Annotated in this window: 19 protein-coding genes; 11 read left to right on the top strand and 8 right to left on the bottom strand. The window is 68.4% G+C overall.

Annotated features, from left to right (window positions below):
• Positions 1–41: 41 nt before the first annotated feature.
• Positions 42–3,473 carry a two-component regulator propeller domain-containing protein gene (locus tag AACH06_RS19220; protein WP_341427380.1) on the bottom strand — a complete coding sequence of 1,144 codons (3,432 nt, stop codon included), beginning with the start codon at positions 3,471–3,473 and terminating at the stop codon, positions 42–44.
• A gap of 118 nt (positions 3,474–3,591) precedes the next feature.
• Complete coding sequence (locus AACH06_RS19225) at positions 3,592–5,373, bottom strand: DUF885 domain-containing protein (protein ID WP_341427381.1); 1,782 nt, start codon at positions 5,371–5,373, stop codon at positions 3,592–3,594.
• 97 nt (positions 5,374–5,470) lie between these two features.
• On the opposite strand from AACH06_RS19225, the gene AACH06_RS19230 reads away from it, so the two are divergent.
• From AACH06_RS19230 to lspA, 7 genes are all read left to right on the top strand, one after another.
• A complete protein-coding gene (locus AACH06_RS19230; protein WP_341427382.1) occupies positions 5,471–6,463 on the top strand; it encodes a P1 family peptidase in 993 nt (330 codons plus the stop codon).
• Positions 6,460–7,155 (top strand): 16S rRNA pseudouridine(516) synthase, encoded by a 696-nt coding sequence (locus tag AACH06_RS19235; RefSeq protein ID WP_341427383.1) that lies wholly within the window; start codon positions 6,460–6,462, stop codon positions 7,153–7,155. Before AACH06_RS19230 ends, AACH06_RS19235 begins: the two co-directional genes overlap by 4 nt.
• 116 nt (positions 7,156–7,271) lie before the next feature.
• Positions 7,272–8,318 carry an OmpA family protein gene (locus tag AACH06_RS19240; protein WP_341427384.1) on the top strand — a complete coding sequence of 349 codons (1,047 nt, stop codon included), beginning with the start codon at positions 7,272–7,274 and terminating at the stop codon, positions 8,316–8,318.
• Positions 8,319–8,389: 71 nt separating this feature from the next.
• Positions 8,390–10,222: an ATP-binding protein gene (locus tag AACH06_RS19245; protein ID WP_341427385.1), complete on the top strand. Its 1,833-nt coding sequence runs from the start codon at positions 8,390–8,392 to the stop codon at positions 10,220–10,222.
• Positions 10,223–10,231: 9 nt separating this feature from the next.
• Positions 10,232–11,200 (top strand): bifunctional riboflavin kinase/FAD synthetase, encoded by a 969-nt coding sequence (locus AACH06_RS19250; protein ID WP_341427386.1) that lies wholly within the window; start codon positions 10,232–10,234, stop codon positions 11,198–11,200.
• A gap of 300 nt (positions 11,201–11,500) precedes the next feature.
• A complete protein-coding gene (gene ileS / locus AACH06_RS19255; RefSeq protein ID WP_341427387.1) occupies positions 11,501–14,362 on the top strand; it encodes an isoleucine--tRNA ligase in 2,862 nt (953 codons plus the stop codon).
• The gene (gene lspA, locus AACH06_RS19260) at positions 14,362–14,865 is read left to right on the top strand and encodes a signal peptidase II (protein ID WP_341427388.1); all 504 of its coding nucleotides are present in this window, start codon (positions 14,362–14,364) and stop codon (positions 14,863–14,865) included. The genes ileS and lspA overlap by 1 nt, the downstream gene beginning before the upstream one ends.
• Before the next feature lie 66 nt (positions 14,866–14,931).
• On the opposite strand, the gene AACH06_RS19265 is transcribed toward lspA, so the two are convergent.
• The 3 genes from AACH06_RS19265 to AACH06_RS19275 form a co-directional block, all read right to left on the bottom strand.
• Positions 14,932–15,714: a glycine zipper 2TM domain-containing protein gene (locus tag AACH06_RS19265; RefSeq protein ID WP_341427389.1), complete on the bottom strand. Its 783-nt coding sequence runs from the start codon at positions 15,712–15,714 to the stop codon at positions 14,932–14,934.
• A 259-nt stretch (positions 15,715–15,973) separates the two neighbouring features.
• On the bottom strand, positions 15,974–17,119 hold the full coding sequence (locus tag AACH06_RS19270) for an anhydro-N-acetylmuramic acid kinase (RefSeq protein ID WP_341427390.1): 1,146 nt from the start codon (positions 17,117–17,119) through the stop codon (positions 15,974–15,976).
• 56 nt (positions 17,120–17,175) lie between these two features.
• A complete protein-coding gene (locus AACH06_RS19275; protein WP_341427391.1) occupies positions 17,176–18,594 on the bottom strand; it encodes a M23 family metallopeptidase in 1,419 nt (472 codons plus the stop codon).
• 292 nt (positions 18,595–18,886) lie between these two features.
• On the opposite strand from AACH06_RS19275, the gene tyrS reads away from it, so the two are divergent.
• The 4 genes from tyrS to dtd all read left to right on the top strand — a co-directional run bounded on the left by tyrS (position 18,887) and on the right by dtd (position 22,119).
• The gene (gene tyrS, locus AACH06_RS19280; RefSeq protein WP_341427392.1) at positions 18,887–20,119 is read left to right on the top strand and encodes a tyrosine--tRNA ligase; all 1,233 of its coding nucleotides are present in this window, start codon (positions 18,887–18,889) and stop codon (positions 20,117–20,119) included.
• Positions 20,120–20,147: 28 nt separating this feature from the next.
• Positions 20,148–20,618, top strand: a complete 471-nt coding sequence (locus AACH06_RS19285) for an FKBP-type peptidyl-prolyl cis-trans isomerase (protein WP_341427393.1) — start codon at positions 20,148–20,150, stop codon at positions 20,616–20,618.
• A 126-nt stretch (positions 20,619–20,744) separates the two neighbouring features.
• Entirely contained in the window at positions 20,745–21,635 is an 891-nt protein-coding gene (locus tag AACH06_RS19290) for a cation diffusion facilitator family transporter (protein ID WP_341427394.1), read from the top strand.
• A gap of 28 nt (positions 21,636–21,663) precedes the next feature.
• On the top strand, positions 21,664–22,119 hold the full coding sequence (dtd, locus tag AACH06_RS19295; RefSeq protein WP_341427395.1) for a D-aminoacyl-tRNA deacylase: 456 nt from the start codon (positions 21,664–21,666) through the stop codon (positions 22,117–22,119).
• Positions 22,120–22,144: 25 nt separating this feature from the next.
• Here the strand turns inward: dtd and AACH06_RS19300 are convergent, their stop codons facing one another.
• The 3 genes from AACH06_RS19300 to AACH06_RS19310 are packed head-to-tail and all read right to left on the bottom strand — an operon-like array spanning position 22,145 to position 23,984.
• On the bottom strand, positions 22,145–22,651 hold the full coding sequence (locus tag AACH06_RS19300) for a DNA-deoxyinosine glycosylase (protein WP_341427396.1): 507 nt from the start codon (positions 22,649–22,651) through the stop codon (positions 22,145–22,147).
• A complete protein-coding gene (locus AACH06_RS19305; protein WP_341427476.1) occupies positions 22,648–23,475 on the bottom strand; it encodes a TatD family hydrolase in 828 nt (275 codons plus the stop codon). The genes AACH06_RS19300 and AACH06_RS19305 overlap by 4 nt, the downstream gene beginning before the upstream one ends.
• An 11-nt stretch (positions 23,476–23,486) precedes the next feature.
• Complete coding sequence (locus AACH06_RS19310; protein WP_341427397.1) at positions 23,487–23,984, bottom strand: preprotein translocase subunit YajC; 498 nt, start codon at positions 23,982–23,984, stop codon at positions 23,487–23,489.
• Positions 23,985–23,992 lie beyond the last annotated feature (8 nt).

Here is a 23,992-nt window from a genome sequence, read left to right on the forward strand (position 1 = left end):
TCCGCGCGTTGCTGCGTGACAGGCGCGGTGGCGCCGCCCGCTCAAGTGGGTGCGGGAGTCGCCGTCGAATTGAACGGCCACGGGGTGGCGTCGCCCGATTCACCCGACGGTGGCGAAAACGCCCGGGCGACCACATCCGGGGGCTTGTTGCTGGTGGCGCGGATCTCGCCCTCGTGCAGCGCCCGTTGGGGCCCGCCCTGCGCCGTGGCCAGCAGGCTTTCGGCCTGGGCTCGCTCGGTGGCATGCAGGCCCACCCAGGCATCCCGGCCAGCGCGCTTGGCGGTGTAGAGCGCGACATCCGCCAGGCGCACCACGTCCTGCCAACCCAGCGCGTGCGGGCGCCAGGGCAAATAGGGCAGACACGCGAAGCCGATCGAACACGTGACCGGCAGCGCCCGCCCGCCCTCGACGATGAAGGGGCTGTCTGCCACCACCGCGCGCATCCGCTCAGCCAACTCTTCGGCCCGGCCTCGATCGGTGTCGCGGGCCACCGCCAGGAACTCCTCGCCGCCCCAGCGCACCAGGTAATCCGACTCTCGCATCACCGAGCGCAGGCGGCGGCTCACCTGTACCAGCACCGCATCGCCCACGGCGTGCCCATGCACGTCGTTCACACGCTTGAAATGGTCGACGTCCAGCAGGAAGAACACGCTGTCGGTATCGATGGGTGCGCCGCCGGCGGCCTTGGCCTCTTGCAGGCGGCGCAAGCTGGCCGCGATGTCGTGATCGATGTGTTCGACCAGGAAGCGCCGGTTGTGCAGGCCGGTGAGCGGATCGGTGATGCTGGTGCGTTCGAGCACCAGAGATTTGTCTTTCAAGGCCTTGTGCAGTGCCTCGAGCTCCGCGGTGCGTTCACGCACCTTGCGCTCCAGCTCGATGTGGCGGGCACGAAGCAGCCGGGTGCGCAGGTGCACGACGAGCACCACGAGCATGAACAGCGCGAGCGCGATGCACAGGCGGAACCAGACGGTCTGGTGCCAATCAGGCCGCACGCGGATCGGCAGGCCCACCACGCGCTCGCTCCAGACCCCTTCGCGGTTGGAGCCCCGCAACAGCAGACGGTAGTTGCCAGGCGGCAGATTGGTGTAGGCCGCCAGGCGCCGCGAGTGATCGGTTTCGAGCCAATCGGCATCGAACCCTTCCAGCTTGTAGGCATAGCGGTTGCGCTCGGGCGCCGAGAAGTCGACGGCGGAGAACTCGACCGCGATGCTGTTGCCCTCGGGGGGGACAACCAGCGGACCGGCGGCCGGCGCCGAGGCACCGGCATCGAGCGTGGCGAAGCGTCCGGCGGGCAGGCTGCGGCCGCCAATCTTCAGGTCGGTGACCACGATCGCGGGCGAATACGTCCACGCATACAGCCGTTCGGGCCGGACGATGGTCATCCCACCAGCGCCGCCGAACAGCAGCTCACCCTCGGGCGTGCTCGCGGCCGACCCTGTCCAGTAGGTGGGGAACACCACGCCTTCTGCCCGCCTCAGCGAACGCACCGCCAGCGTCTGCGGGCTGATGCGGGCCAGGCCGTTGTCGGTGCTGGCCCAGACCTGGCCCTGAGGGTCTTCAAGCAGAGCGTTCACATTGCCATCCGGCAGGCCCTGCGCCGTGCCCAGCCGGATCATCTGGCCCGCCGGGTCTTTCAGCGGCAGGATGTCGATGCCACCGCCGTAGGTGCCGACCCACAGGCGGTCGAGCCGGTCGCAGTAGATGGCCGTGACGAAGCCCGCCGACAGGCCTTGCGGGGAATCCGGGTCGGCCGGGTAGCTGCGCACCCGGCCGGTGGCCGGATCGAGATGGTTCAGGCCGTTGCGGGTGCCGACCCACAACGTCCCCTCGGCGCCCTTGGCCAGCACGATGATGCGCTGGTCGCTCAGCATCGCGGCGCCCCCGCGCAGCATCGGCGTGGCCTGCCGGGTGCGCAAGTCGAAGCGCCACAGGCCATCGGTCTGTCCGCCCACCCACAGCACGTCGCCATCGGCCAGCACCGCCCAGGTGGAGGCCGCGGGGTCCCGGCCGGGCAAGGTCACCCGGGTCACCCGCTGGCCATCGGGTGAGGCGAGATAGAGACCTCGCTTGGTGCCGATGAAGACGCCGCCGTCCGGCGCGCGGTCCATGCCCAGCACGATGTCCTGCGGCAAGGCCGTTCCAGGCCGGCTCGCGTCGGGGCGCAGTGCCCCAACCCGCGCGCCCGTGCCGTCCAGGATCTCGATGCCACTCTTGTGCGTGCCCAGCCAGAGCCTGCCCTGCGGCATGGGCAGGATCCAGCTGACCTCGGTGCTGGAGCGATTGGCCAGCGGCGTGTCGGTGGGCGCCACGCCAAAACGGGTCAGGATGGCCGACTGGCGCGGGTCATGCCGACTCACCCCGCTGTTGGTGGCCACCCAGACCAGGCCCGAGCGATCGCGGTGCAGATCGCGCAATGCGTTGTCCGGCAGGCTCATCGGCCAGGTGGGAATGTTGCGGATGCGGCGCGACTCTCCCTTGGCGATATCGATCGAGACGATGCCCTGGCCGCCCATGCCGAGCCACATCTCGCCCGGCTGCACCTCGGCCATCGTGACGATCTGGCGATTGCGCAGGATGTCCACGCCATCGTGCGAGCGGCCCTCGTGCACCACGCGCGCGGCCGCCCGGCCGTGGTCCTCGAGCACAAAAGCACCGTGCTGCAGGGTTCCCACCCAGAGTCGGCCGGCGCTGTCTTCCGCGAGTGTCTGGGGCTCGGGCTGCGGGCCCGGGCCAGCCAGCAGCCGAACGGGGGTGAAACGATCGCCCCCGGCTTCGCGCCGGAACAGCCCCTCCGAACTGCCCACCCACAGTGCCCCCAGCGCATCGCGCAGCACCACATGGACGCGCTCACCCGTGAGGCCCGCGCCGCCGGCGCCATCGGCGTTCGCGTGGAGGATGCGCCCGCTGGCGGGGTCCAGATGGTCCAGCCCCCCATCGGTGGCCACCCACAGCCCCCCGGATCCGTCGTCGATGATGGAGCGCACGCTCACATGGCTGAGCCCTTGTTCACCGACCGGGTAGGACACGAATTTCTCGGTGGCCGGGTCATAGCGGGCGATGCCGGCGGAGCTGGTGCCGATCCAGAGCGTGCCCGCGGCATCTCCGTGCAAGGTCTGCACCACGTTGTCGGGCAGGGTGCCCGGCACACGCGGGTCGGCCTTGAACACGCGGGCCCGGTAACCATCCCACCGGGCCAGACCGCCGAGCGTGCCGACCCAGAGGAAGCCGTCGCCGTCTTCCGCGATGGCCGTGGCGATTTCGTTGGGCAGGCCCTGGTCTTGGGTGAGGTGCTGGAAGGCGACCTCGGTCAGATGTGACCAGCGGCGCCCCTCGGCACCCACGGCCGCTTTCGACGCCTCAGCCGCGTAGGCCGACGCCCCGCCCGCCAGGGCCACCGCCCACCACGCCACCCAGCCGCCGCGTGCCAAGACACGCAGCAGGCGGTACAGGGGGAGGCAGTAGACAGCGGGCACGACGACGACAAGGGCATCAGCAGGCGACTGACCCGCAGCAACGGATTCTCTACGACGGACCACCGAGCGCAATGTGGCGAAATGCCGATTGAACGCCGGGGCAAGCCCGTACGCAAGATCAGGGCCGGCTGGGGCGGCGGGCCGCCTGCGCGGCGATCCAGCGATCGATGCGCGCTTCGAGGGCCGTCAGCGGAACCGAGCCGGCCTCCAGCACCGTGTCATTGAAGTCGCGCAGGTCGAAGGCGCCACCCAGGGCCCTTTGGGCCCGTTGGCGCAGTTCGGAAATCTTCAGCTGACCGATCTTGTAGGCCAGCGCCTGGCCCGGATCACCGATGTAGCGGTCGACTTCGTTGACGATGTCGAGCTCGGTCTTGGGCGCGTTGTCCTTGAAGTAGGCGATCGCTTGCTCACGGCTCCAGCCTTTGGCATGCAAGCCGGTGTCGACCACCAGACGCACCGCCCGCCACATTTCGTAGGTCAACTGGCCGTAGCGCTCATACGGATCACCGTACAAGCCCATGTCGTAGCCGAGTTGCTCGGCGTACAGCGCCCAACCCTCGCTGTAGGCCACGAAGTACGCCGTCTTGCGGAACATCGGCAGCTCGGGCAGTTCCAGGGCGCGGGCAAACTGGAAGTGGTGGCCGGGCACAGCCTCGTGCAGCGCCAGCGGCAGCATCTCCCAGCGCGGCCGCGACTCCGGCCGGTAGAGATTGGCGTAGAAGTAGGCTGGCCGGCTGCCATCGGCCGCACCCCCCTGGTAGTAGCCCGCGGTGGCATCTGGGGCGGCTTCGGCGGGGACCGGGCGGACGCCGTAAGGCATGCGCGGCACCGTGCGGAAGACGCGCACCAGCTCGGGGTCGATGCGCTTGGCCACGGCACGGTAGGCCTCCAACAGCGCTTCGGGCGTCGGGCAGAAGAACTTCGGGTCGCTGCGCAGGTGCTGAAAGAAGGCCTCGCGCGTGCCGGCGAACCCGATCTCGGCCTGCAGCTTGTCCATCGCCGCGCGCAGCCGGGCCACCTCTTTCAAGCCGATCTCGTGGATCTCGTCGACGCTGAGCGTGGTGGTGGTGTAGTAACGGGCCCGGAAGGCGTAGTACGCCGCCCCATCCGGGCCATCGGTCGCCGCGACGGTGCTTCGGGCTTTGGGCAGGTACTCGCGGTTCACGTAGTCCAGCAGCTGGCGATAGGCCGGCACGATGCGCTCGCGCACCAGGCGCGTGCCCTCGGTCATGAGGGCCTGGCGATCCGCCTCGCTCACCGCGGCGGGAAAGCGCTGAAAGGGCCGCAAGAAGGGGCTGGTGGCGGCATCGTCGACGATCTGCGCCTGGATCTGCGCGGGCACCCGATCCATCAGCACCCGGGGCGGCACATGGCCGGTGCGCACACCCTCTTGCATCAGCGCGATCACCTGGTCGATCTGCACGGGCAGCGCGGTCATGCGCGCGAGGTAGCGTCGGTAGTCCGCCACCGTATCGAAGGGCATGATCTCGGCGATACCGGCCGCCAATTGCACGCCGCTGCGCTGGTTGATCGGCTCAAGATACTCGCGGAAGCGCTGGCGCTCGATCGCGTGCAGCAGTTGCCACTCGAAGGTGTCGTAGCTCAGTTGATCGGCTGCCGACAGGCGACGCCGGTCGAAACGCCGCAGCTTGGCGAGGGCGGCCCGATCGGCGGCCTCTTGCCGGGCGATGGCCGCGAGGCTGAGGTCGCTCCAGCGATCGTCATAACGGGTGTCCCCGTTGTAGCTGGCGGTTTCCGGGCTGTCGCGAAGCGTGCGCTCCCATTCCTCAGCGAAGAATTGGTGCAAGGCCCGGGAGGGGGCGGCTTCGCGCGCGGTGGCACCGTGCGCCAGCAGCGAACAGCCGATCCCGGCGACCAAAGCCATCGCGAAGCGCCACATGCCGATCCTCCCCAGGCAAAGCGGCGATGGTAGCCCCCGCCGACAGCGCCCCGGCGATCGGGGCGGCCCGCCGATGACAGGTGGATACCATCGCCGGATGTCCACCGCCCCCGCCGCATTCAGCGACATCACTGGCCTGAAGCTCGGCCACCACACCGACCCGCGCCGCCCGACCGGCTGCACCGTGCTGCTGTGCGAATCGGGCGCTGTGGCGGGCGTGGACATCCGCGGCGGAGCCACCGGCACGCGTGAAACAGCCTTGTTGGCGCCCGGTGCGCTCGTCGACCGTGTCCATGCGGTGCTGCTGACCGGCGGCAGCGCCTTCGGCTTGGACGCGGCCGGCGGTGTGATGCGCTGGCTGGAAGAGCGCGGTCACGGGATCCCGGTAGGGCCGGCCCGGGTGCCGATCGTGCCTGCCGCGGTGTTGTTCGACCTGTGGGTCGGCGAACCCGGCATCCGCCCGGATGCGGCGGCGGGCTATGCAGCCTGCGAGGCCGCTCGGCCCGACACGGCCGACGAAGGCAACGTCGGTGCCGGCGCCGGTGCCACGGTGGGCAAGCTGTTTGGCATCACCCACGCCATGAAGGGCGGCCTGGGCTGTGCGGTGCTGAGGGTCGGCGAAGTGGCGATCGCGGCCATCGTCGCCGTCAATGCGTTGGGCGACGTGCGAGACCCCGCCTCTGGCGCCATCGTGGCGGGCGCACGCACCGCCGACGGCCGAGGGCTGCGTGACAGCATCGCCGCCTTGGCCCGTGGCGAGGGCCCGGCCAGCGGCCTGTCGGGCTTGAACACCACGATCGGCATCGTCGCCACCAACGCGCAGTTGGACAAGGCACAGGCCCACCGGCTGGCGGCCATGGCCCAGGCCGGCCTGGCGCGATGCATCCACCCCGTTCACACCCAGCACGACGGCGACCTGCTGTTCGCCCTCGCCACGGGCGGCATCCCGGGCCACGTCGAACCTCACCAACTCAGTGTGCTGGGCACATTCGCGGCCGAAGCCGTGAGCCAGGCGGTGCTGCGGGGCGTGCGCGCGGCCCACGGCCTGCCGGGCCTGCCGGCGGTGCGCGACTTGACACTTCACCCATGAAACTTTCGCAAATCCTTTTCAGCCAGGGCTTCGGCACGCGGCGTGTCTGCGCCGGTATGGTCTACGCTGGCCTCGTGTCTCACCAGGGCCGAGAACTCGACGACCCCGACGAAGACTTCGCCACCGACGGCCTGGTGCTGCATGTCGAAGGCCGGGCCTGGCCCTATCACGCCAAGGCGCTGGTGCTGCTGCACAAGCCAGCGGGCTACGAATGCTCGCAAAAACCGAAGCACCACCCGAGCGTGATGACGCTGCTGCCCCCACCCTTGCGCGAACGCGGCGTGCAGCCCATCGGCCGCCTCGACGAAGACACCACCGGCCTGCTGCTGCTGACCGACGATGGCACGCTGATCCACCGCCTGACCTCGCCCAAGCACCACGTTCCCAAGGTCTACGAGGTGGGCTGCAAGCACCCCGTCGACGCGACACAGGTGCAGCGCCTGCTCGATGGCGTGGTGCTGGACGACGACCCGGCGCCGGTTCGCGCGGCCGCCTGCGAAGCCGTCGGCGAAACAGGCCTGCGCCTGACGCTCACCGAGGGCAAATACCACCAGGTCAAGCGGATGGTGGCCGCCGTGAGCAACCGGGTGGAGACCCTGCACCGCAGCCGCTTCGGCCACCTGGAGATTCCGGCCGACTTGAAGCCTGGGCAATGGATATGGGTCCCGGGCTGGAACGAGCCTGCAGGCTGACAAACTCTTACCCGCCCCAACCGTGCCCAGGTCGGCCGGCCCCTGAGCGCCGGCGTTGAACGGGCTGCGGCCCCAGCCCCCTATGGGCCCGGACAACACCTCAGGAGGATCCATTCATGTTCCGAACATTCATGCGCGTGGCCGTTGGCCTGTGCGCCGCTGCCACCGCCATCGCCGCCCAGGCGGCGAGCCCGAGTTGGGCCCGTGACGTGGCCGGCGCAGAAGACCACCCGCTGATCCGGCGCTACAACGACTCCTGGCTCGTCGCTTACCAGCAACTCGGCTTTGCCGGCTCGGTATTCCCCAGCAAACTGGGCCTGGACAAACAGAACGACTACCTCTCGCCCATCAATGTCGAAGGGCGCATCACGCGCCTTGTCTACTTCGCGCCCCTGGGCAAGACCGCGTTGGAGGTGCACCGCAACTACGAGCAGGCGCTGAACGCTGCCGGCATGAAGGCCGTGGTCGCCTGCACACCCGCTCAACCCACATGCGAGCACATGCGTTTTCCGCTGGGAGACCGGTACAACGGAATGACGGAAGTTGACTTCCAGGTGGAGCGGGATCGAAACAAGGAAGGCTCCAAGCTCTACGAGCAGATGCGCAGCGTGGGCGGCGCCAGCAACCTGGGTGCACAGAACATGCACTTCACCTACGGCACGCTGGAGCGCAACGGCACCAAGGTGCACGTCATCGTCAGCACCGGGCAGATCTACCGCAGCGACTTTGTCGCGACCTACCTGGAGATCGCCGAGCCGCAGGCGATGAAGGGCGGCCAGGTGACGGTCAACGCCGACGGGCTGCAGAAGGGCCTCAAGGCCGACGGGAAGATTGCGCTCTACGGCATCTACTTTGATACGGGCAAAGCCGTGGTCAAGCCCGAGTCGAATGCCCAGCTCGACGAGATCGCGCGGATGCTGAACGCCCAACCCAAGCTGAAGGTCTACCTCGTCGGCCACACCGACAACCAGGGCGTGCCAGAAGCCAATGTCTCGCTCTCGCAGCAGCGTGCGCAGGCCGTCGCCGAGGCTTTGACCAAGGGCTACAAGATCGACGCCGCCCGCCTGATCGCGCGCGGCGTCGGCCACCTGGCGCCCGTGGCCAGCAACGAGGCTGAAAGCGGGCGCGCCCTCAACCGCCGGGTGGAGCTGGTTCTGCCCTGATTTTTTGCCCGGCTGGCCGGGTTGACGAGCATCCCGCCGCGGCGTCTGGCTTCCTATCATGGGCCAGCACCATGGACACCCTGACGCCGGCTCGCCGGTCGGCCGGCCCGGCGCCGGACTCTCCAGGCAACGAAGCCCCCACGTCGGTGGCCGCGCAGGTCACCGTCGAGCGTGTGCGCATCCTCTATGAGCGCACGCCTCAGGCCCTGTGGGGTGGCATCGCGTTCTCGGGGCTGCTGGCCTGGGGGTTTGCGCCACTCATCGGCGCCACGCTCGCCTGGGGCTGGTATGCCGCCAAGGCACTGTTGTGGGCGGTGCGGTACACGCACTGGCGGCGTTTCGTGCGCGACCCGCACTGGGCTCTGCGCGCCAACGCTTGGCGCCGGCAACATGACCTGCTGGCCACGCTGGACGGCATCAGCTGGGGCGTGGTCGGCCTCGTGGGGCAGGCCGCGCACCCGACGATGGTGGACGGCGTGGTGCTGGCCTCGCTGATCGGCGTCGCTTCGGTGGGGGTGTTCACCCTGAGCAGCCACCTGCGGCACGCCATGCATTTCATGGGCGCCACGCTGCTGCCGAGCTTTCTGCTGCACCTGATTCAGGGCGGGGTGTATGGCTGGCTGGTGGCCAGCGGCCAGGCCCTGTATTTCGGGGTGATCCTGGTCGAAGGGCTGAGCAGCAACCGCCGGATGCAAGAGCTGCTCTACCTGCGGTTCGAGAATGCCGCCATCGCCGAACAGCGCCGCCAGGCCCTGCAATTGGCCGAGCAGTCCAGTGCAGCCAAAAGCCGCTTCCTGGCGACGGTGAGCCATGAGTTGCGCACCCCGCTGAACGGCATCCTCGGCATGTCGCAGCTGATGGCCCTGGAGGGCCTGTCGCCCGATCAGGCCAGCCGCAATCATGTGGTGCAGCAGTCGGCCGAACACCTGCTGCACCTCATCGGCGACCTGCTCGATGTCTCGCGCATCGAATTCGGACGCATCGAGCTGCAGCGAAGGCCCGTCGAGCTGGCGGCCCTGGTGGATGAAGTGCTGGCCTTGCTGCGGCCGGTGGCGCAGGCCAAGGGGCTGGCACTGCTCTATCAGCCCACGCCGAACCTGCCGAGCCACCTGCTGTGCGATCCGGTCCGGGTGCAACAGGTGCTGCACAACCTGATCGGCAATGCCATCAAGTTCACGGCCCGCGGCGATGTGAGGCTGTCGATCGAGCGAAGGGACACGGTGATCAGCTTCACCGTCAGCGACACCGGCGAAGGCATAGCGCCGGAACACGCCGACCGCATCTTCTGGGCATTCGAACAAGCCAGCACCGAGGCCCGCCGCAGCGGCACAGGCCTCGGACTCACGATTTCGCGCCACCTTGCCCGCGCCATGGGCGGCGATGTCGTGTGTCAGCCCCATGCGGGCCCCGGCGCGGTGTTCGAGTTCACGCTCCGCTACCACCCCGCCGAGCCGCAGGCCGGGGCCGACGCGTCGTCGCCCCTGCCTTCGACACCGGCCGACGCCCTGCCCGCGCTGCCACCGGCGCTGGTGCTGGTGGTCGAAGACAACCCGGTGAATGCGCTGGTGGCTACCGGCATGCTCGAAAAGCTGGGGCTGCGCTGGCGCATGGTGCAAGACGGCGCGCAGGCCCTCACCGAGCTGCAGGCCGGCCCTGTGGATCTGGTGCTGATGGATTGCCAAATGCCGATCCTGGACGGATTCGAAGCCACGCGCCGCTGGCGCGTCATCGAATCGCAACACCCCGATGGCCATCGCCTGCCCATCGTCGCCCTGACCGCCTTCGCGGTGGACGGTGATGCAGACCGCTGCCGCGCCGCGGGCATGGATGGATACCTGGCGAAGCCCTTCACCCTGCACGCTTTGGCGCAAGAGCTGGCGCGCCACCTGCGAGCCACGGCATAACATCGCGCCATGCGCATTCTTCGTGGCCTGCACCACCCGCGCGCCCAGCCCGGCCCGGGTTGCGCGCTGACCATCGGCAACTTCGACGGTGTCCACCGTGGGCACCAGGCGATGCTGGCCCTGCTGAACAACGAGGCCCGCCACCGCGGCCTGCGCAGCTGCGTGATGACCTTCGAGCCCCACCCGCGCGACTACTTCGCGGTGCGCGCCGGTGCGCCAGAGAAAGCGCCCACCCGCATCGCGACGCTGCGCGACAAGCTGGGAGAGCTGGCTCGCTGCGGGGTGGACGATGTGGTGATCCTGCGATTCGACCAAGCCTTGGCCGGCCTGTCGGCAGAGGATTTCATCGAGAAGATGCTGATCGAGCGCCTGGGGGCGCGCTACGTGCTGGTGGGCGACGACTTCCGTTTCGGCGCCAGACGGGCGGGCGACTATGCCCTGCTGGACGCCACCGGCGCCCGGCGCGGCTTCGACGTCGCGCGGATGATGAGCTACGAGGTGCATGGCATCCGCGTGTCCAGCTCGGCCGTGCGCGAGGCCCTGGCCGCCGGCGACATGGAGCGTGCGGCCACGTTGCTGGGGCGCCCCTACGCGATCAGCGGCCATGTGGTTCATGGTCGCAAGCTGGGGCGCGAGTTGGGCTTCCGCACGCTGAACGTGCGATTCCCTTTCCAGAAGCCGGCCGCGCAGGGCATCTTCGTGGTCAAGGTGCACGGGCTGACGCCCGAGCCCTTGCCCGGCGTGGCCAGCCTGGGTGTGCGGCCGACGGTGGAAGATGCCGGCCGCGTGCTGCTGGAAACGCACTGCCTCGACTGGCCCGCAACCCTCGGGCCCGATGCCGGCTACGGCGAGGTGGTGTCGGTCGAGCTGCTGCACAAGCTGCACGACGAGCGCCGCTACGAGTCGCTGGACGCCCTGCGCGCCGCCATCGCCCAGGACGAAGCCGACGCCCGCGCCTGGCTGCAAGCCCACGGCTGAGGCCACCCGGGCCGAAAACCATCCCCAGCAGGCATGAAACGCGGCCGTGTGCCCCGCCGCTAGAATCGGCCCATGCCCCTGAGCACCGTTCGCCCCGCCACGCCCCGCTGGCACACCGCCACGCGGCGCCAAACCACGCGCGATCGAATTATCCGGGCCTGACGCGCTTCGCCGCGTCAGCTTCTGAGGCGCGCCCTTGCGCGCTTCCTGCCCTCCGAGGGTGCCTGCCGTGACCGGCGCCCTGCCTTCGCCCCGATCTGCCAAGCGCGCCGACCGCCTAAAAAGCGAGCGCGATCCGCCATGACCGACGCCACCCCTGACTACCGCAGCACCCTGAACCTGCCCGACACCCCGTTCCCGATGCGAGGCGACCTTGCCAAGCGGGAGCCGGGCTGGGTCAAGCAGTGGGAAGAGCAAGGCACCTACAAGCGCCTGCGCGAAGCCCGCTGCGGCGCGCCCAAGTTCATCCTGCACGACGGTCCGCCGTATGCGAACGGCCAGATCCACATGGGCCACGCCGTCAACAAGGTGCTCAAGGACATGATCGTCAAGGCTCGCCAGTTGGCGGGTTTCGACGCCCAGTACGTGCCCGGCTGGGATTGCCACGGCCTGCCGATCGAAAATGCGATCGAGAAAAAGCACGGCCGCAACCTCAGCCGCGACGACATGCAGGCCAAGAGCCGGGCCTACGCCACCGAGCAGATCGCCCTGCAGATGGGCGATTTCAAGCGCCTGGGCGTGCTGGCCGATTGGGACCGGCCCTACCGCACGATGGATTTCGCCAACGAGGCCGGTGAGATCCGCGCGTTCAAGCGGGTGATGGAGCGCGGCTTCGTCTACCGGGGCCTGAAGCCGGTGTACTGGTGCTTTGACTGCGGCTCGTCGCTGGCCGAGTTCGAGATCGAGTACGCCGACAAGAAGAGCCAGACGCTCGATGTCGCCTTCCTGTGCGCCGAGAACGACCGCCTGGCGGCCGCCTTCGGCCTGCCGTCGCTCGCGGGCGACGCCTTCGCAGTCATCTGGACAACCACCGCCTGGACGATCCCCGCCAACCAGGCACTCAACCTCAACCCGAAGATCGAGTACGCGCTGGTCGAGACCGGCAAGGGCTTCCTGGTGCTGGCCGCGGTGCTGGTCGAGAAGTGCCTCGCCCGCTTCGGCCTCGAAGGCAAGGTGGTCGCGACCACGCTGGGCGAAAACCTCGGCGGCATCCACTTCAAGCACCCACTGGCGCATGTCGACGCGGGCTACGACCGCCTGAGCCCGATCTACCTGGCCGACTACGCCACCGCCGACGACGGCACGGGTATCGTGCATTCGTCGCCCGCCTACGGTGTGGACGACTTCAACTCCTGTGTCTCGCACGGGATGAAGTACGACGACATCCTGAACCCGGTGCAGGGCAACGGCAGCTATGCGCCGACCCTGCCGCTGTTCGGCGGCCAGAACATCTGGAAGGCCGCGCCGGTCATCATCGACACGCTCAAGGCCCATGGCCGCCTGATGGCCAGCGAGACCATCACCCACAGCTACCCGCACTGCTGGCGCCACAAGACGCCGGTGATCTACCGCGCGGCGGCGCAGTGGTTCGTCCGCATGGACGAGGGCGTGGGCGTCTTCACCAAAGACAAGGCACCGAAGACGCTTCGCCAGATGGCGCTGGATGCCATCGACCAGACGGGCTTCTTCCCCGAGAACGGCCGCGCCCGCCTGCGCGACATGATCGCGAACCGGCCCGACTGGTGCATCTCTCGCCAGCGCTCATGGGGTGTGCCCCTGCCCTTCTTCCTGCACAAGGATTCGGGCGAGCTGCACCCGCGCACGATGGAGATCCTCGACCAGGCGGCTGACATCGTCGAACAGGGCGGCATCGAAGCGTGGAGCCGGGTGACGACCGAGGAGATCCTGGGCGCTGCCGACGCACCGCACTACACCAAGAGCGCCGACATCCTGGAGGTGTGGTTCGACTCCGGCTCGACCTTCCAGCATGTGCTGCGCGGCACCCACGCGAAGGACGCTGCCGGCACGGTGGGCCACCATGATCAGGGCCCCGAGGCCGACCTGTACCTCGAAGGCCATGACCAGCATCGCGGCTGGTTCCACTCGTCGCTGCTGATCGCGGCGGCGCTGCACGGCCGGGCCCCCTACCGTGGCCTGTTGACCCATGGCTTCACCGTCGACAGCCAAGGGCGCAAGATGAGCAAGTCGCTCGGCAACGGCATCGAGCCCCAGAAGGTGAGCTCGACGCTGGGCGCCGAAGTCATCCGCCTGTGGGTCGCAGCCAGCGACTACTCTGGGGACATCTCAGGCGACGACAAGATCTTGGCCCGCGTCGTCGACGGCTACCGCCGCATCCGCAACACGCTGCGCTTCCTGCTCGCCAACATCAGCGACTTCGATGCGGCGACCGACGCCGTGCCGGCCGATGAGATGCTGGAGATCGACCACTACGCGCTGGCCCGGGCCAGCGAGTTGCAGGCCGAGATCCTCAAGCACTTCACCGCCTACGAGTTCCACCCGGTGGTGGCCAAGCTGCAGGTGTACTGCTCGGAAGACCTGGGTGCGTTCTACCTCGATGTGCTGAAGGACCGCCTCTACACCACGGCACCCAAGAGCCTGGCCCGCCGCAGCGCGCAAACCGCGCTGTGGCACATCACCCAGGCGATGCTGCGGTGGATGGCCCCGTTCCTCAGCTTCACCGCCGAAGAGGCGTGGCAGGTGTTCGCCCACGGCACGGCGTCGAAGCAGACGATCTTCACCGAGACCTACTGGCCGCTGCCGACGCCGGATGCGGCGCTGCTGGCGAAATGGAACCGCCTGCACGAGATCCGCGACCTGGCGAACAAGGAGATCGAGGCCGTGCGCACGACCGGTGCCGTCGGCGCATCGCTGCAGGCCAACCTGGTGATCACCGCGCCGTCGGAAGACGCCGCGCTGCTGCGTTCGCTGGGCGACGATCTTCGCTTCGTGACCATCACCTCGGCGGTTGCCGTGATGGATGGTGAGGCGCTGTCAGTGGCCGTCACGCCCAGTACGTCGCCGAAATGCGAACGCTGCTGGCACTACCGCGACGATGTCGGGGCCGATGCGGCGCATCCGACCATCTGTGGCCGCTGCGTCAGCAACCTGCACGGTGCCGGCGAAAAACGGGTGGTGGCCTGATGGCGCGGCGGTCTGGTGCTTCGTCGTCCGCGGGCAGCAGCCTGTGGGTGTGGCTGGGCCTGGCGCTCGTGGTGATCCTGCTCGACCAGTTCACCAAGACGCTGATCCTGGGCGACTTCCGCTATGGCGAGAGCCGCGTCGTGACCTCGTTCTTCAACGTGGTCCGGGTGCACAACACCGGCGCGGCTTTCAGCTTTCTGGCGGGCGCGTCGGGCTGGCAGCGCTGGTTCTTCGTTGCGCTCGGGCTCGGCGCATCGGGTGTCATCGTGTGGATGCTGAAGAAGCACCCCGCGCAGCGCCTGTTCTGCTTCTCGATCGCGATGATCCTGGGCGGGGCGCTGGGCAATGTGATCGACCGCCTGCTGCACGGCTACGTGGTCGATTTCATCCAGGTGCACTACGCGGGCCGCGCGTTCCCGTCGTTCAACCTGGCCGACAGCGCCATCACGCTGGGGGCCATCTGCCTGGTGCTCGACGAGTTGCTGCGGGTGCGCAAGAGCTGACCGAACCCGCCCCAGAAGCAAAACGCCGCCCTTCGAGGCGGCGTTTTTCATGGGTGGGGCGCAGGATCAGGCGCTGTTACGGGCAACCTGCGCGGTCTGCGTCGACGCCGGAGCGACCTTGAGCGTCTCGCCTTGGACCGTCACTTGGGTGCCGACCGCCATGGTCTTGGCTTGCGTGAAGCTGCGCACCGAACCGTCTTCCATCCGCACCTTGACGCGGTAGACCGTCTCGGTCTTGACCTTCTTCTCGATCGCATGGCCCGCCAAGCCGCCACCGACGACGCCCAGCACGGTCATGGCGGTCTTGCCGCTGCCCGCACCCATGCGGTTGCCCAAGGCGCCGCCAACGACGCCACCCGCCACCGCCCCGACACCGCTGGCCTTGCCTTCGCGCTGCACGGGCTCGACGGCTTCGACGACGCCGCAGCTGTTGCAAACCGACACCACCGCCGGCTGGGTGCCGTGAATTTCGCCACGGGTGCCCGGCGCGGGCGCCACATCCGAATCGGCATGGGGCTGCACCGTGGCCGGGGCGGCGTGGCGAGAAGGCGCCTTCGCCGTGGCGTGAGCGGGGGCAGGCACGGGGGAGGCGGTTGGCGCCTCGCCGGGCGCCGCGTTGCCGTCACTGGCCACCGGCAGCGGCTTGTTGCCCGCGGCGGTGGGCGCCAGATCGTTGGCATAGCTGACCTGCGGGGCCAAGTCGGCAGGCGCAGGGGCAGGTGAGCGCATCACCAGCGCCGACCCCAGGGCGGCCACGGTGGTGCCCAACAGGCCGATGACGACCCAGGCGGTACGGGAGAAGGTGGCTTGTGGCGGCCGGGGCCGGATGGCTGCGGTGGATGGATGCATGGGAACCCTCCAAACTGGTCTGGTCAGCGGGGTGGTCCGCACCGCGCGGTTCCCCCGATCTGCACAGACTGAATGCTGCGCGCCATGGAGGGAACACAAGTATCCGAATGCATCGCCTGTACCGCGGCCGGGGGACGGCTGAGCCATGGCCAAGGGACGTGTCCGCCCCAAGCAGGTGATGCATCCGAGGTGCTCACCCCTTCGCACGCATACACCGTGCCGCCCCCGCTTGGGGCACCGCTGCGCCTCGCCGCCGAGCTCAGGCGGGGTAGATCGCCCCCAGCACGCGGGGCCCCCGCGCACCGGTGGCTTCGGCGCGATTGCCGGGCTGGCCCAGGACACAGGCCCGCGCCAGCCAAGCGAAGGCCGCCGCTTCGACCTGCAGTGGCGGCAGGCCGGCGTCTGCCGTGGAGCCGACGCGCACTCCGGGCAACAAGGCGGCCAGGCGCACCATCAGGTGCCGGTTCAATGCACCACCGCCGCACACGCGCAGATCTGCCGTGGCGGGGGCGTACGTCCGCAGGGCATCAGCCGCGGCTCGGGCAGTGAACTCGGCCAAGGTCGCCTGCACATCGACGGGCGCCACGCCCACGGCGTGAGCGGTCATGTGGGCCTCCAGGCGGGCGTCTAGCCAGGCAGGGTTGAACAGATCGCGGCCCGTGCTCTTGGGCGGCGGACGATGCAGATAGGGCTCGGCCAACAGGCTGTCGAGCAGGGCCTTCTGCACCGTGCCGGTGGCGGCCCAGCCGCCCTCGTCGTCATAGGGTCGGCCCAGGTGGCGTTGGGCCCAGTGGTCGAGCAAGGCATTGCCGGGCCCGCAATCGAAGCCACGCACCAGGCCACCCGCCTCGGTGGACGCCGGCAGCAAGGTGAGGTTGCCGATGCCGCCCCAGTTCAGCACGGCGCGAGGTGCGTGTGGCCAGCCGAACGCCTGGGCGTGGAAGGCCGGCACCAACGGCGCCCCCTGCCCGCCCGCAGCGACATCGCGCGAGCGGAAATCGGCCACCACGCGGATGCCGCAGCCCTCGGCCAGCAGCGCCGGCTGGTTGATCTGAAGGGTATAGCCCGTGCCGTCGAACTCGCCTGGTCGGTGCCTCAAGGTTTGTCCATGCGATCCGACCGCCACGACCTCGTGGGCCGTCACGCCCGAGGCTTCCAGCAAGGCCTGCACGACCTCGACCTGGACACGCGTCAGGGCGTTGGCCGCCAGGGCGGCGCGGTGCAGCTCATCGGGCCCGGACGTGTTGAGCGCCAGCAATTCCTGCCGAAGCGCATCGGCGAAAGCACGGTGGGCATGCGCCAGCACGTCGATCGCGTGCAGCGTGGGGTCGTCCGGAAAGCGGGCCACCACGCCGTCGACGCCGTCCAGCGAGGTGCCGGACATCAATCCAATGAAGATCGCCATGCGGTCGATTGTGGCCGCACGGCCGGCAGGGGTTGATGCGCCGGCCGGCGAGCGGTTTACTCGCCGCGCCCGGCCACACCCTGGAGTTCGTCGGCAGCGTCGAGCTGGGTCTTCATGGCCACGGCCCACTGGGCAAAGCGAGGCCGCTGCGAGGCATCCAGCGCCACGGTTTCAGCGGCCTTGGCAATCTTGAGTGGATCCTGGTGGACGCCATTGACGCGGAACTCGAAGTGCAGGTGCGGCCCGGTCGCCCAGCCGGTCGAGCCCACCAGACCGATGTTCTGGCCTTGGTCCACACGCTGGCCCTTGCGCACATTGACGCGCGACAAATGCGCATACAGGGTGCTGCGCCCCCCCGCGTGGCTCAGCTGAACGACATTGCCATAGCCGTTCTGCCAGCCGGCGAATTCGACGATGCCGTCGCCCACCGAGCGCACGGGCGTGCCGGTCGGCGCCCCGTAGTCGGTGCCCAGATGAGCCCGCCAGGTTTGCAGGATGGGATGCATCCGCATCGAGAAGCCTGACGTCACCCGCGAGAACTCCATCGGGCTCGCGAGAAAGGCCCGGCGCTTGCTCTCACCCTTGAAGTCGTAATAGGCGCCCTTGCCGTCGGTCTGGCCGAACCACACCGCCTGGTAGGTCTTGCCGTTGTTGACGAACTCGGCGGCCAGCACCCGGCCGCTGCCCTGGTTCCAGGTGATGGGCTCGCCATCGGCGGTCAGGGCCTCGTAGACCACGCTGAAAGCGTCGCCCTTGCGCAGCTCGCGATGGAAATCGATGTCCGCCGAGAACATCTCGGCCATCTGCACAGCCACCGCATCGGGGATGCCGGCTTCATCGGTCGCCGCGAACAGCGAGCTGCGGATCGTGCCCCCCGCCAGACGCGTGCTGGAGCCCAGCGCGGCTGTCTCCAGCTTGGCTTCGAGGCGGCCATTCGCGCCCCGCTCGATCGTCAACCGTTGAAAGCGAAACGGCGCCGTGGTGGCGCCATCGTCATCGGTGGCGAAACGGGCCACCAGCGTCTGCAGGCGACCTTCATCATCCAGCTCGGCCGAGACCATCTTGCCCGGGCGGCCGTTGAGCACGCGCTGCCCCATGCGATCGGTGCGCAGGAATTGCGCGGCCTCGGCGTCGATCACGCCCAGGCGGCGAAGCAGGCTGTCTGCGGTGTCGCTGGCGCGGGTCGTCTCGCTGCGGCGCAGCGCCAACTCGGCATCAGCCAACGCTTCCAATTGGCTGGCGAGGCCCTGAGGTTCGACGCTTTCCGTGATGGTGCGGCGCGGCAGTTCGGCCGCATCGGGCACCAACGGCGCGATACCGAAGGCCGTGACACCGAAGCCGGTGAGCAGCACGGCCAGCGAGATCGACAGGCCCCGCCGGTGTTCGGCCAAGGTGTCGCGGATGGCAGCCGCTGCAGCCCGCAGCGCTGACGGCGGGTTCGATTCAGCCGCCGATGAGCGTGGATCCAATGACATTCAGTTCAATCTGCTAGACGACCCGCGCCCACGGTGGCAAAGCCTCCTTGGGCCGACAAGCCGAACCCGGCGCCGGCCAGCAGGCTGGCGCTCCAGGCACGAATGGTTCGGGATCCAGCCCTGGGCGGGGGCTGGCCCGTAGAATCCGCCGCTTCAAGCCACCGTCGCGATGGCCCTGGGCGACCGGTTCGGGGCGATTCACGGCGGAATCGGAGCCCGGAACAGGCGTTGCGCGCGAGTATAGCCACGCGCATCCCTGCGCTATCCCCAGTTTGCAATCTGTGACTTTTGTATGACAGAACCCGTGAACGGCGGCACGCCGCTCAGCCATTCTGTGCAGGAAGCGCTGGCCATCAGTCTGCGCGGCTGCAGCGAATTGCTGCCCCAGGCCGACTGGGTCAAGAAACTGCAGCGCTCCGAGGCCACCGGCCAGCCGCTGCGCATCAAGTTGGGCCTCGACCCCACCGCCCCGGACATTCACCTGGGCCACACGGTGGTGCTCAACAAGATGCGGCAGCTCCAGAACCTGGGGCACACCGTCATCTTCCTGATCGGCGACTTCACCTCGATGATCGGCGACCCTTCGGGCCGCAACGCGACGCGCCCGCCGCTGACGCGCGAGCAGATCGAGGCCAACGCGAAGACCTACTACGCCCAGGCCAGCTTGGTGCTCGACCCCGAGAAGACCGAGATCCGCTACAACAGCGAGTGGAGCGACCCGCTGGGCGCGCGCGGCATGATCCAACTGGCCGCCAAGTACACCGTGGCGCGCATGCTGGAACGCGATGACTTCACCAAGCGCTTCCAGTCCAACACGCCGATCTCGGTGCACGAGTTGCTCTACCCCCTGATGCAGGGCTACGACTCGGTGGCGCTGAAGAGCGACCTCGAACTCGGCGGCACCGACCAGAAGTTCAACCTGCTCGTCGGCCGTGCGCTGCAAAGTGAATACGGCCAGGAGCCGCAGTGCATCCTGACGATGCCGCTGCTGGTGGGGCTGGACGGCGTCGAGAAGATGTCGAAGTCCAAGAACAACTACATCGGCATCACCGAAGACGCGAACACGATGTTCGCCAAGCTGCTGTCGATCAGCGACACGTTGATGTGGGACTACTTCACCTTGCTGTCCTTCCGCAGTGAAGCCGATATCGCGAAGCTGAAGGCCGAGATCGAGGGTGGCCGCAATCCGAAGGACGCGAAGGTGATGCTCGCGAAGGAGATCACCACGCGGTTTCACAGCGCGGCGGCAGCGGATGCCGCTGAAGCCGATTTTGAGAACCGTGCCCGCAGAGGCATCCCGGACGACGTCGAAGAGGTGTCGCTCACCGGCGCGCCCATGGGCATTGGGGCCCTGTTGAAGGCCGCGCGACTCGCTCCCAGCACGGCCGAAGCCAACCGCCTGATCGATCAAGGCGGCGTTCGCATCGATGGGAGTGTGATCTCGGACAGAGGCCTGAAACTTCAAGCCGGTACATTCGTTGCTCAGGTCGGTAAGCGCAAATTCGCGCGCGTCACCTTGTCTTGAGCTTTTCCCAAAGGTCACGGAGATCCCGATGAACCGTTCCAGAACTATCGCTGTCGTTGTATCCGTGCTGGCATTCGCCGGCCTCGCCGTCCATGCGCAGACGCAACCCGCCAGCGGGTCGGCCTCTGCCACCGCGGGCTCGACGAAGGCTGCCGATGGCAGCGAAACATTCCCAAGCGGCCTGATCTTCCGTTCGATCAAGGACGGCACCGGCGCCAGCCCCAGCCCGACCGATACCGTGAAGGTCCACTACCGCGGCACCTTCCCCGATGGCAAGGAATTCGACAGCTCCTACAGCCGCGGCCAACCCGCTGAATTCCCGCTCAACCGCGTGATCCCCTGCTGGACGGAAGGCGTGCAGAAGCTCAAGGTCGGCGGCAAGGCGAAGCTGATCTGCCCGCCGGGCATCGCGTATGGGGCCAAGGGCGCCGGCGGCGTCATCCCCCCGAACGCCACGCTGCACTTCGATGTCGAGCTGATCGGCATCGCGGGGAAATAAGCCCCCACGCCCGCTCCGGCGGGCTGCCCCCCCCAAGGGGGCTCGCGCAGCGGACCGGCGAAGCCGGATCCGCGCACGCCACTTGATCGTGGGCGGCGCGGCAAGCGCCCAGTCCGGCAAGGTGTTATGCAGGTTGCGTCGTATCTGAAGCTTTCGGTCGCCATTGCGGTGGCGACCATCGTGCTCAAGACCGGTGCCTGGTGGCTGACCGACTCGGTGAGCCTGTTGGCCGACGCGCTGGAATCGCTGGTCAACCTGGCCGGTGCCACGTTTGCGCTCGCGATGGTGACGCTGGCGGCCCAGCCGCCGGACGAAGAGCACCCCTACGGCCACCACAAGGCAGAGTACTTTTCCAGCGGTTTCGAGGGCGTGCTGATCATCACGGCCGCGCTCGGCATCACGGTGGCGGCAGTGCAGCGCTGGCTGCAGCCCCAACCGCTCGAATCGCTGGGCCTGGGCGTCGTGCTGTCGGTCGTCAGTTCGGCGATGAACGGTGGCCTCGCCTGGGCCATGCTGCGCACCGCGCGCCAGCACCATTCCATCGCCCTCGAAGCCGATGCGCGGCACCTCATCACCGATGTGTGGACCAGCGCCGGCGTCGTGCTCGGGCTGATCGGCGTCAGCCTGACCGGGTGGACGTGGCTCGACCCGCTGGCCGCCGTGCTGGTGGCCATGAACATCCTGCGGGAAGGCGTGTCGCTCTTGCGCCGGTCGGCCGATGGTCTGATGGATCACGCGCTGGAACCCGAGCACCAGCAGGCCATCGAGCGGGTGCTCAACGAATTCGCTCACCACACGATCCGCTTCGATCACATGGCGAGCCGGCGCGCAGGCGCGCGGCGCTATGTGGACCTGCACATGCACATGCCGTCGAACTGGACGCTGCAACGCGCAGCCGCGGTGCGCACCGACCTGGAACAGGCGCTGATGAGCGCGGTGCCGGGTCTGCGAGCCAGCATCCAACTGCTGCCGATGGACGTGGAAGCGCACTTCAACGACGAGAAGGACCTGATATGAGCCTGCGCCTGCATTCGGAGATGCCCGGGTGATCGGCCTGGTCCAACGCGTGCGAGAGGCACGAGTCGACATCGCCGGGCGCACCGTGGGCGCCATCCACCAGGGCCTGTTGGTGCTGGCGTGCGCTGAGCCTGCAGACACAGAGGCGCAGGTCGAGAAGTTCCTGTCCAAGCTGCTGAAGCTGCGCATCTTCAGTGACGAGGCGGGCAAGATGAACCGCAGCGTGCAGGATCTCGACGGTGCCGGCACACCCGGCGGGCTGCTGATCGTCTCGCAGTTCACCCTGGCGGCTGACACCTCAGGCGGCAGCCGCCCCAGCTTCACCGGCGCAGCGCCGGCCGATCAAGGCCGCGCGTTGTACGAGTTGCTGCTGACCCGCGCCCGGGCGCAACACCCGCAGGTGGCGTGCGGCGAATTTGGCGCCGACATGCAGGTGCACCTGATCAATGACGGGCCGGTGACGATCCCGCTGCGCATCGTCTGATGGGCTGTCGGCCGCCGATGGGCTGCTAAATCCCTGCCGCCTCGAACACCTCGCGCCAGGCCGCGAGTTTTCGCTCGAAGCTCCAACTGGCATTCGCCGGGCTGGTCGACGGCAGGCGCTGCACCGGCACGCCCAGTGATTGGGTGATGCGCATGCTGCGAGCCGATTCGCCCCCGTTGTGCGCAATCAGTCGCAAGCCCGGGGCCTGTTGCAGCAGACCGGCGAGGTCGTTGTGCTCTGGCGCCTCGATGGCGCTGTCCAGGCTGCCTTCACGCAGGCACGCGGCGTAGACATCCCACAGCCCCAGGCCGCGCTCACGCACGGTGTCCAGCCGATCGGCGTACGGCATCGACGGCAGATCCACCCCCAGGAGGCGCCCGACGATGGGCCAGAACTGGTTGCGCGGGTGGGCGTAGTACTGCTGGGCCTTCAACGAGGCCGCCCCGGGGAAGCTGCCCAGCACGATCAAGCGCGTGGCGGGCCCGACCACCGGCGGCAGGCCGACAAGCCGTGGCCGATCCGTCGCATTCATGCCGACGCTTCTGACAGCAGGGCCGCCAACCGGGGCAGGGCCCCGCCCGCGTTGCGGGTGGTGATCTCGGCAGTGCGCGCCAGCGACCAGCCACGCAGTTGCGAGAGCGTCTCGGCGATGCGGGGCAGCTCGGCGGGTTCGTTCCGGCTGGTCTGCCCCTGCGCGCGTTGCTCGGCCGTGCGGTACATCCAATGCGGTGGGATGTCGGGTGCGTCGGTCTCGAGCACCGGCGCGTGCTCGGCGACGGTACGTGCCAGCTCGCGAATGTTCAGTGCGCGATCGAAGGTCATCGCGCCGCCAAAGCCCAAGCAGAAGCCGCGTTCGACGAACGCTTCGGCCTGCTGCGCGCTGCCGTTGAAGGCGTGGGCGATGCCACCGGGCACCTCGATCAATCGCAGGTGCTTGAGCAGCATGTCAGCCGAGCGCCGCACATGCAGCAGCACGGGCAATCCGGCCTCTCGAGCTAGGCGAAGCTGGGCGGCGTAGAAGCGCTGCATTCGATCCCGGTCCAGACCGGTGACGAAAAAGTCCAGCCCGATCTCGCCAACCGCCACCAGGCGCGGATCATCACGCCAGCGTTGGAGCGCTTGGTGCAGCTGGTCCAGGTCGTGGTCGGCTGCCCGGTCGACGTACAGCGGATGGATGCCCAGCGCATAGCTCAAGCCGTGGCGGTGGGCCAGAGCGCGCACCGCCTCGAAGTGCCTGGCCTCGACCGCCGGCAACACCTGCATCGTCACGCCGGCCCGCTGCGCACGCTGCACCACCGCATCACGATCAGCGTCGAACTCGGCGGCGTCGAGATGGCAGTGCGTATCGATCCACATCATGCACAGGCTCAGGCGGGCCCACCACCTTGGCGTTGTCGCGCCCCACCACCGCCACCGCCACGGCCGCCTTCGCCGGCCCCTTCACCGCGCCACGGCCGTGGGGAACGGCCTGGCCCCGCATGCGGCAGCGACAGCGTCTCGGGAATCGGATCCAAGCCCAGCTGGTTGCGCAAATCGGCGCGGAGCTCCTCGATCAAGGGCTGGTACTCGACGGTCTCGCCGCGGATCAACGCCTGCACGCATGGCGCCGCCATTTCGACCTGCTTGATCGTGCCGAACAGCACCACATCGGCCAACGCCTCTTCCAGCTGAGCCCGGTGTTCGCCTGTGGCCGGCGTGAACGAGCCCGCCAGCGAGCGATACGCCACCACCATGTACTTCAGCCGCTCCGCCTCCTGGCGGTTCTCTCGCTGGCGCTTGTGTCGCACGCGCATCAGCACGTACATGCGGATGGCCAGCAGCACCACCGCCACGATGACCGGCACGACGATCGCCAGGGGGTTCATCTCCGAGA

It is taken from the genome of Ideonella lacteola (assembly GCF_038066555.1).
Taxonomy (GTDB): Bacteria; Pseudomonadota; Gammaproteobacteria; order Burkholderiales; family Burkholderiaceae_C; genus Ideonella; species Ideonella lacteola.

Bases quoted from the DNA above. Each gene is read 5' to 3' on its own strand.
- ileS (WP_341427387.1), top strand. From the start codon at position 11,501: ATGACCGACGCCACCCCTGACTACCGCAGCACCCTGAACCTGCCCGAC.
- AACH06_RS19270 (WP_341427390.1), bottom strand. From the start codon at position 17,119: ATGGCGATCTTCATTGGATTGATGTCCGGCACCTCGCTGGACGGCGTC.
- AACH06_RS19230 (WP_341427382.1), top strand. From the start codon at position 5,471: ATGTCCACCGCCCCCGCCGCATTCAGCGACATCACTGGCCTGAAGCTC.
- AACH06_RS19245 (WP_341427385.1), top strand. From the start codon at position 8,390: ATGGACACCCTGACGCCGGCTCGCCGGTCGGCCGGCCCGGCGCCGGAC.
- AACH06_RS19250 (WP_341427386.1), top strand. From the start codon at position 10,232: ATGCGCATTCTTCGTGGCCTGCACCACCCGCGCGCCCAGCCCGGCCCG.
- AACH06_RS19300 (WP_341427396.1), bottom strand. From the start codon at position 22,651: ATGAATGCGACGGATCGGCCACGGCTTGTCGGCCTGCCGCCGGTGGTC.
- AACH06_RS19285 (WP_341427393.1), top strand. From the start codon at position 20,148: ATGAACCGTTCCAGAACTATCGCTGTCGTTGTATCCGTGCTGGCATTC.
- AACH06_RS19310 (WP_341427397.1), bottom strand. From the start codon at position 23,984: ATGAACCCCCTGGCGATCGTCGTGCCGGTCATCGTGGCGGTGGTGCTG.
- AACH06_RS19305 (WP_341427476.1), bottom strand. From the start codon at position 23,475: ATGTGGATCGATACGCACTGCCATCTCGACGCCGCCGAGTTCGACGCT.
- AACH06_RS19225 (WP_341427381.1), bottom strand. From the start codon at position 5,373: ATGTGGCGCTTCGCGATGGCTTTGGTCGCCGGGATCGGCTGTTCGCTG.
- AACH06_RS19235 (WP_341427383.1), top strand. From the start codon at position 6,460: ATGAAACTTTCGCAAATCCTTTTCAGCCAGGGCTTCGGCACGCGGCGT.
- AACH06_RS19240 (WP_341427384.1), top strand. From the start codon at position 7,272: ATGTTCCGAACATTCATGCGCGTGGCCGTTGGCCTGTGCGCCGCTGCC.
- lspA (WP_341427388.1), top strand. From the start codon at position 14,362: ATGGCGCGGCGGTCTGGTGCTTCGTCGTCCGCGGGCAGCAGCCTGTGG.
- AACH06_RS19265 (WP_341427389.1), bottom strand. From the start codon at position 15,714: ATGCATCCATCCACCGCAGCCATCCGGCCCCGGCCGCCACAAGCCACC.
- AACH06_RS19275 (WP_341427391.1), bottom strand. From the start codon at position 18,594: ATGTCATTGGATCCACGCTCATCGGCGGCTGAATCGAACCCGCCGTCA.
- tyrS (WP_341427392.1), top strand. From the start codon at position 18,887: ATGACAGAACCCGTGAACGGCGGCACGCCGCTCAGCCATTCTGTGCAG.
- AACH06_RS19290 (WP_341427394.1), top strand. From the start codon at position 20,745: ATGCAGGTTGCGTCGTATCTGAAGCTTTCGGTCGCCATTGCGGTGGCG.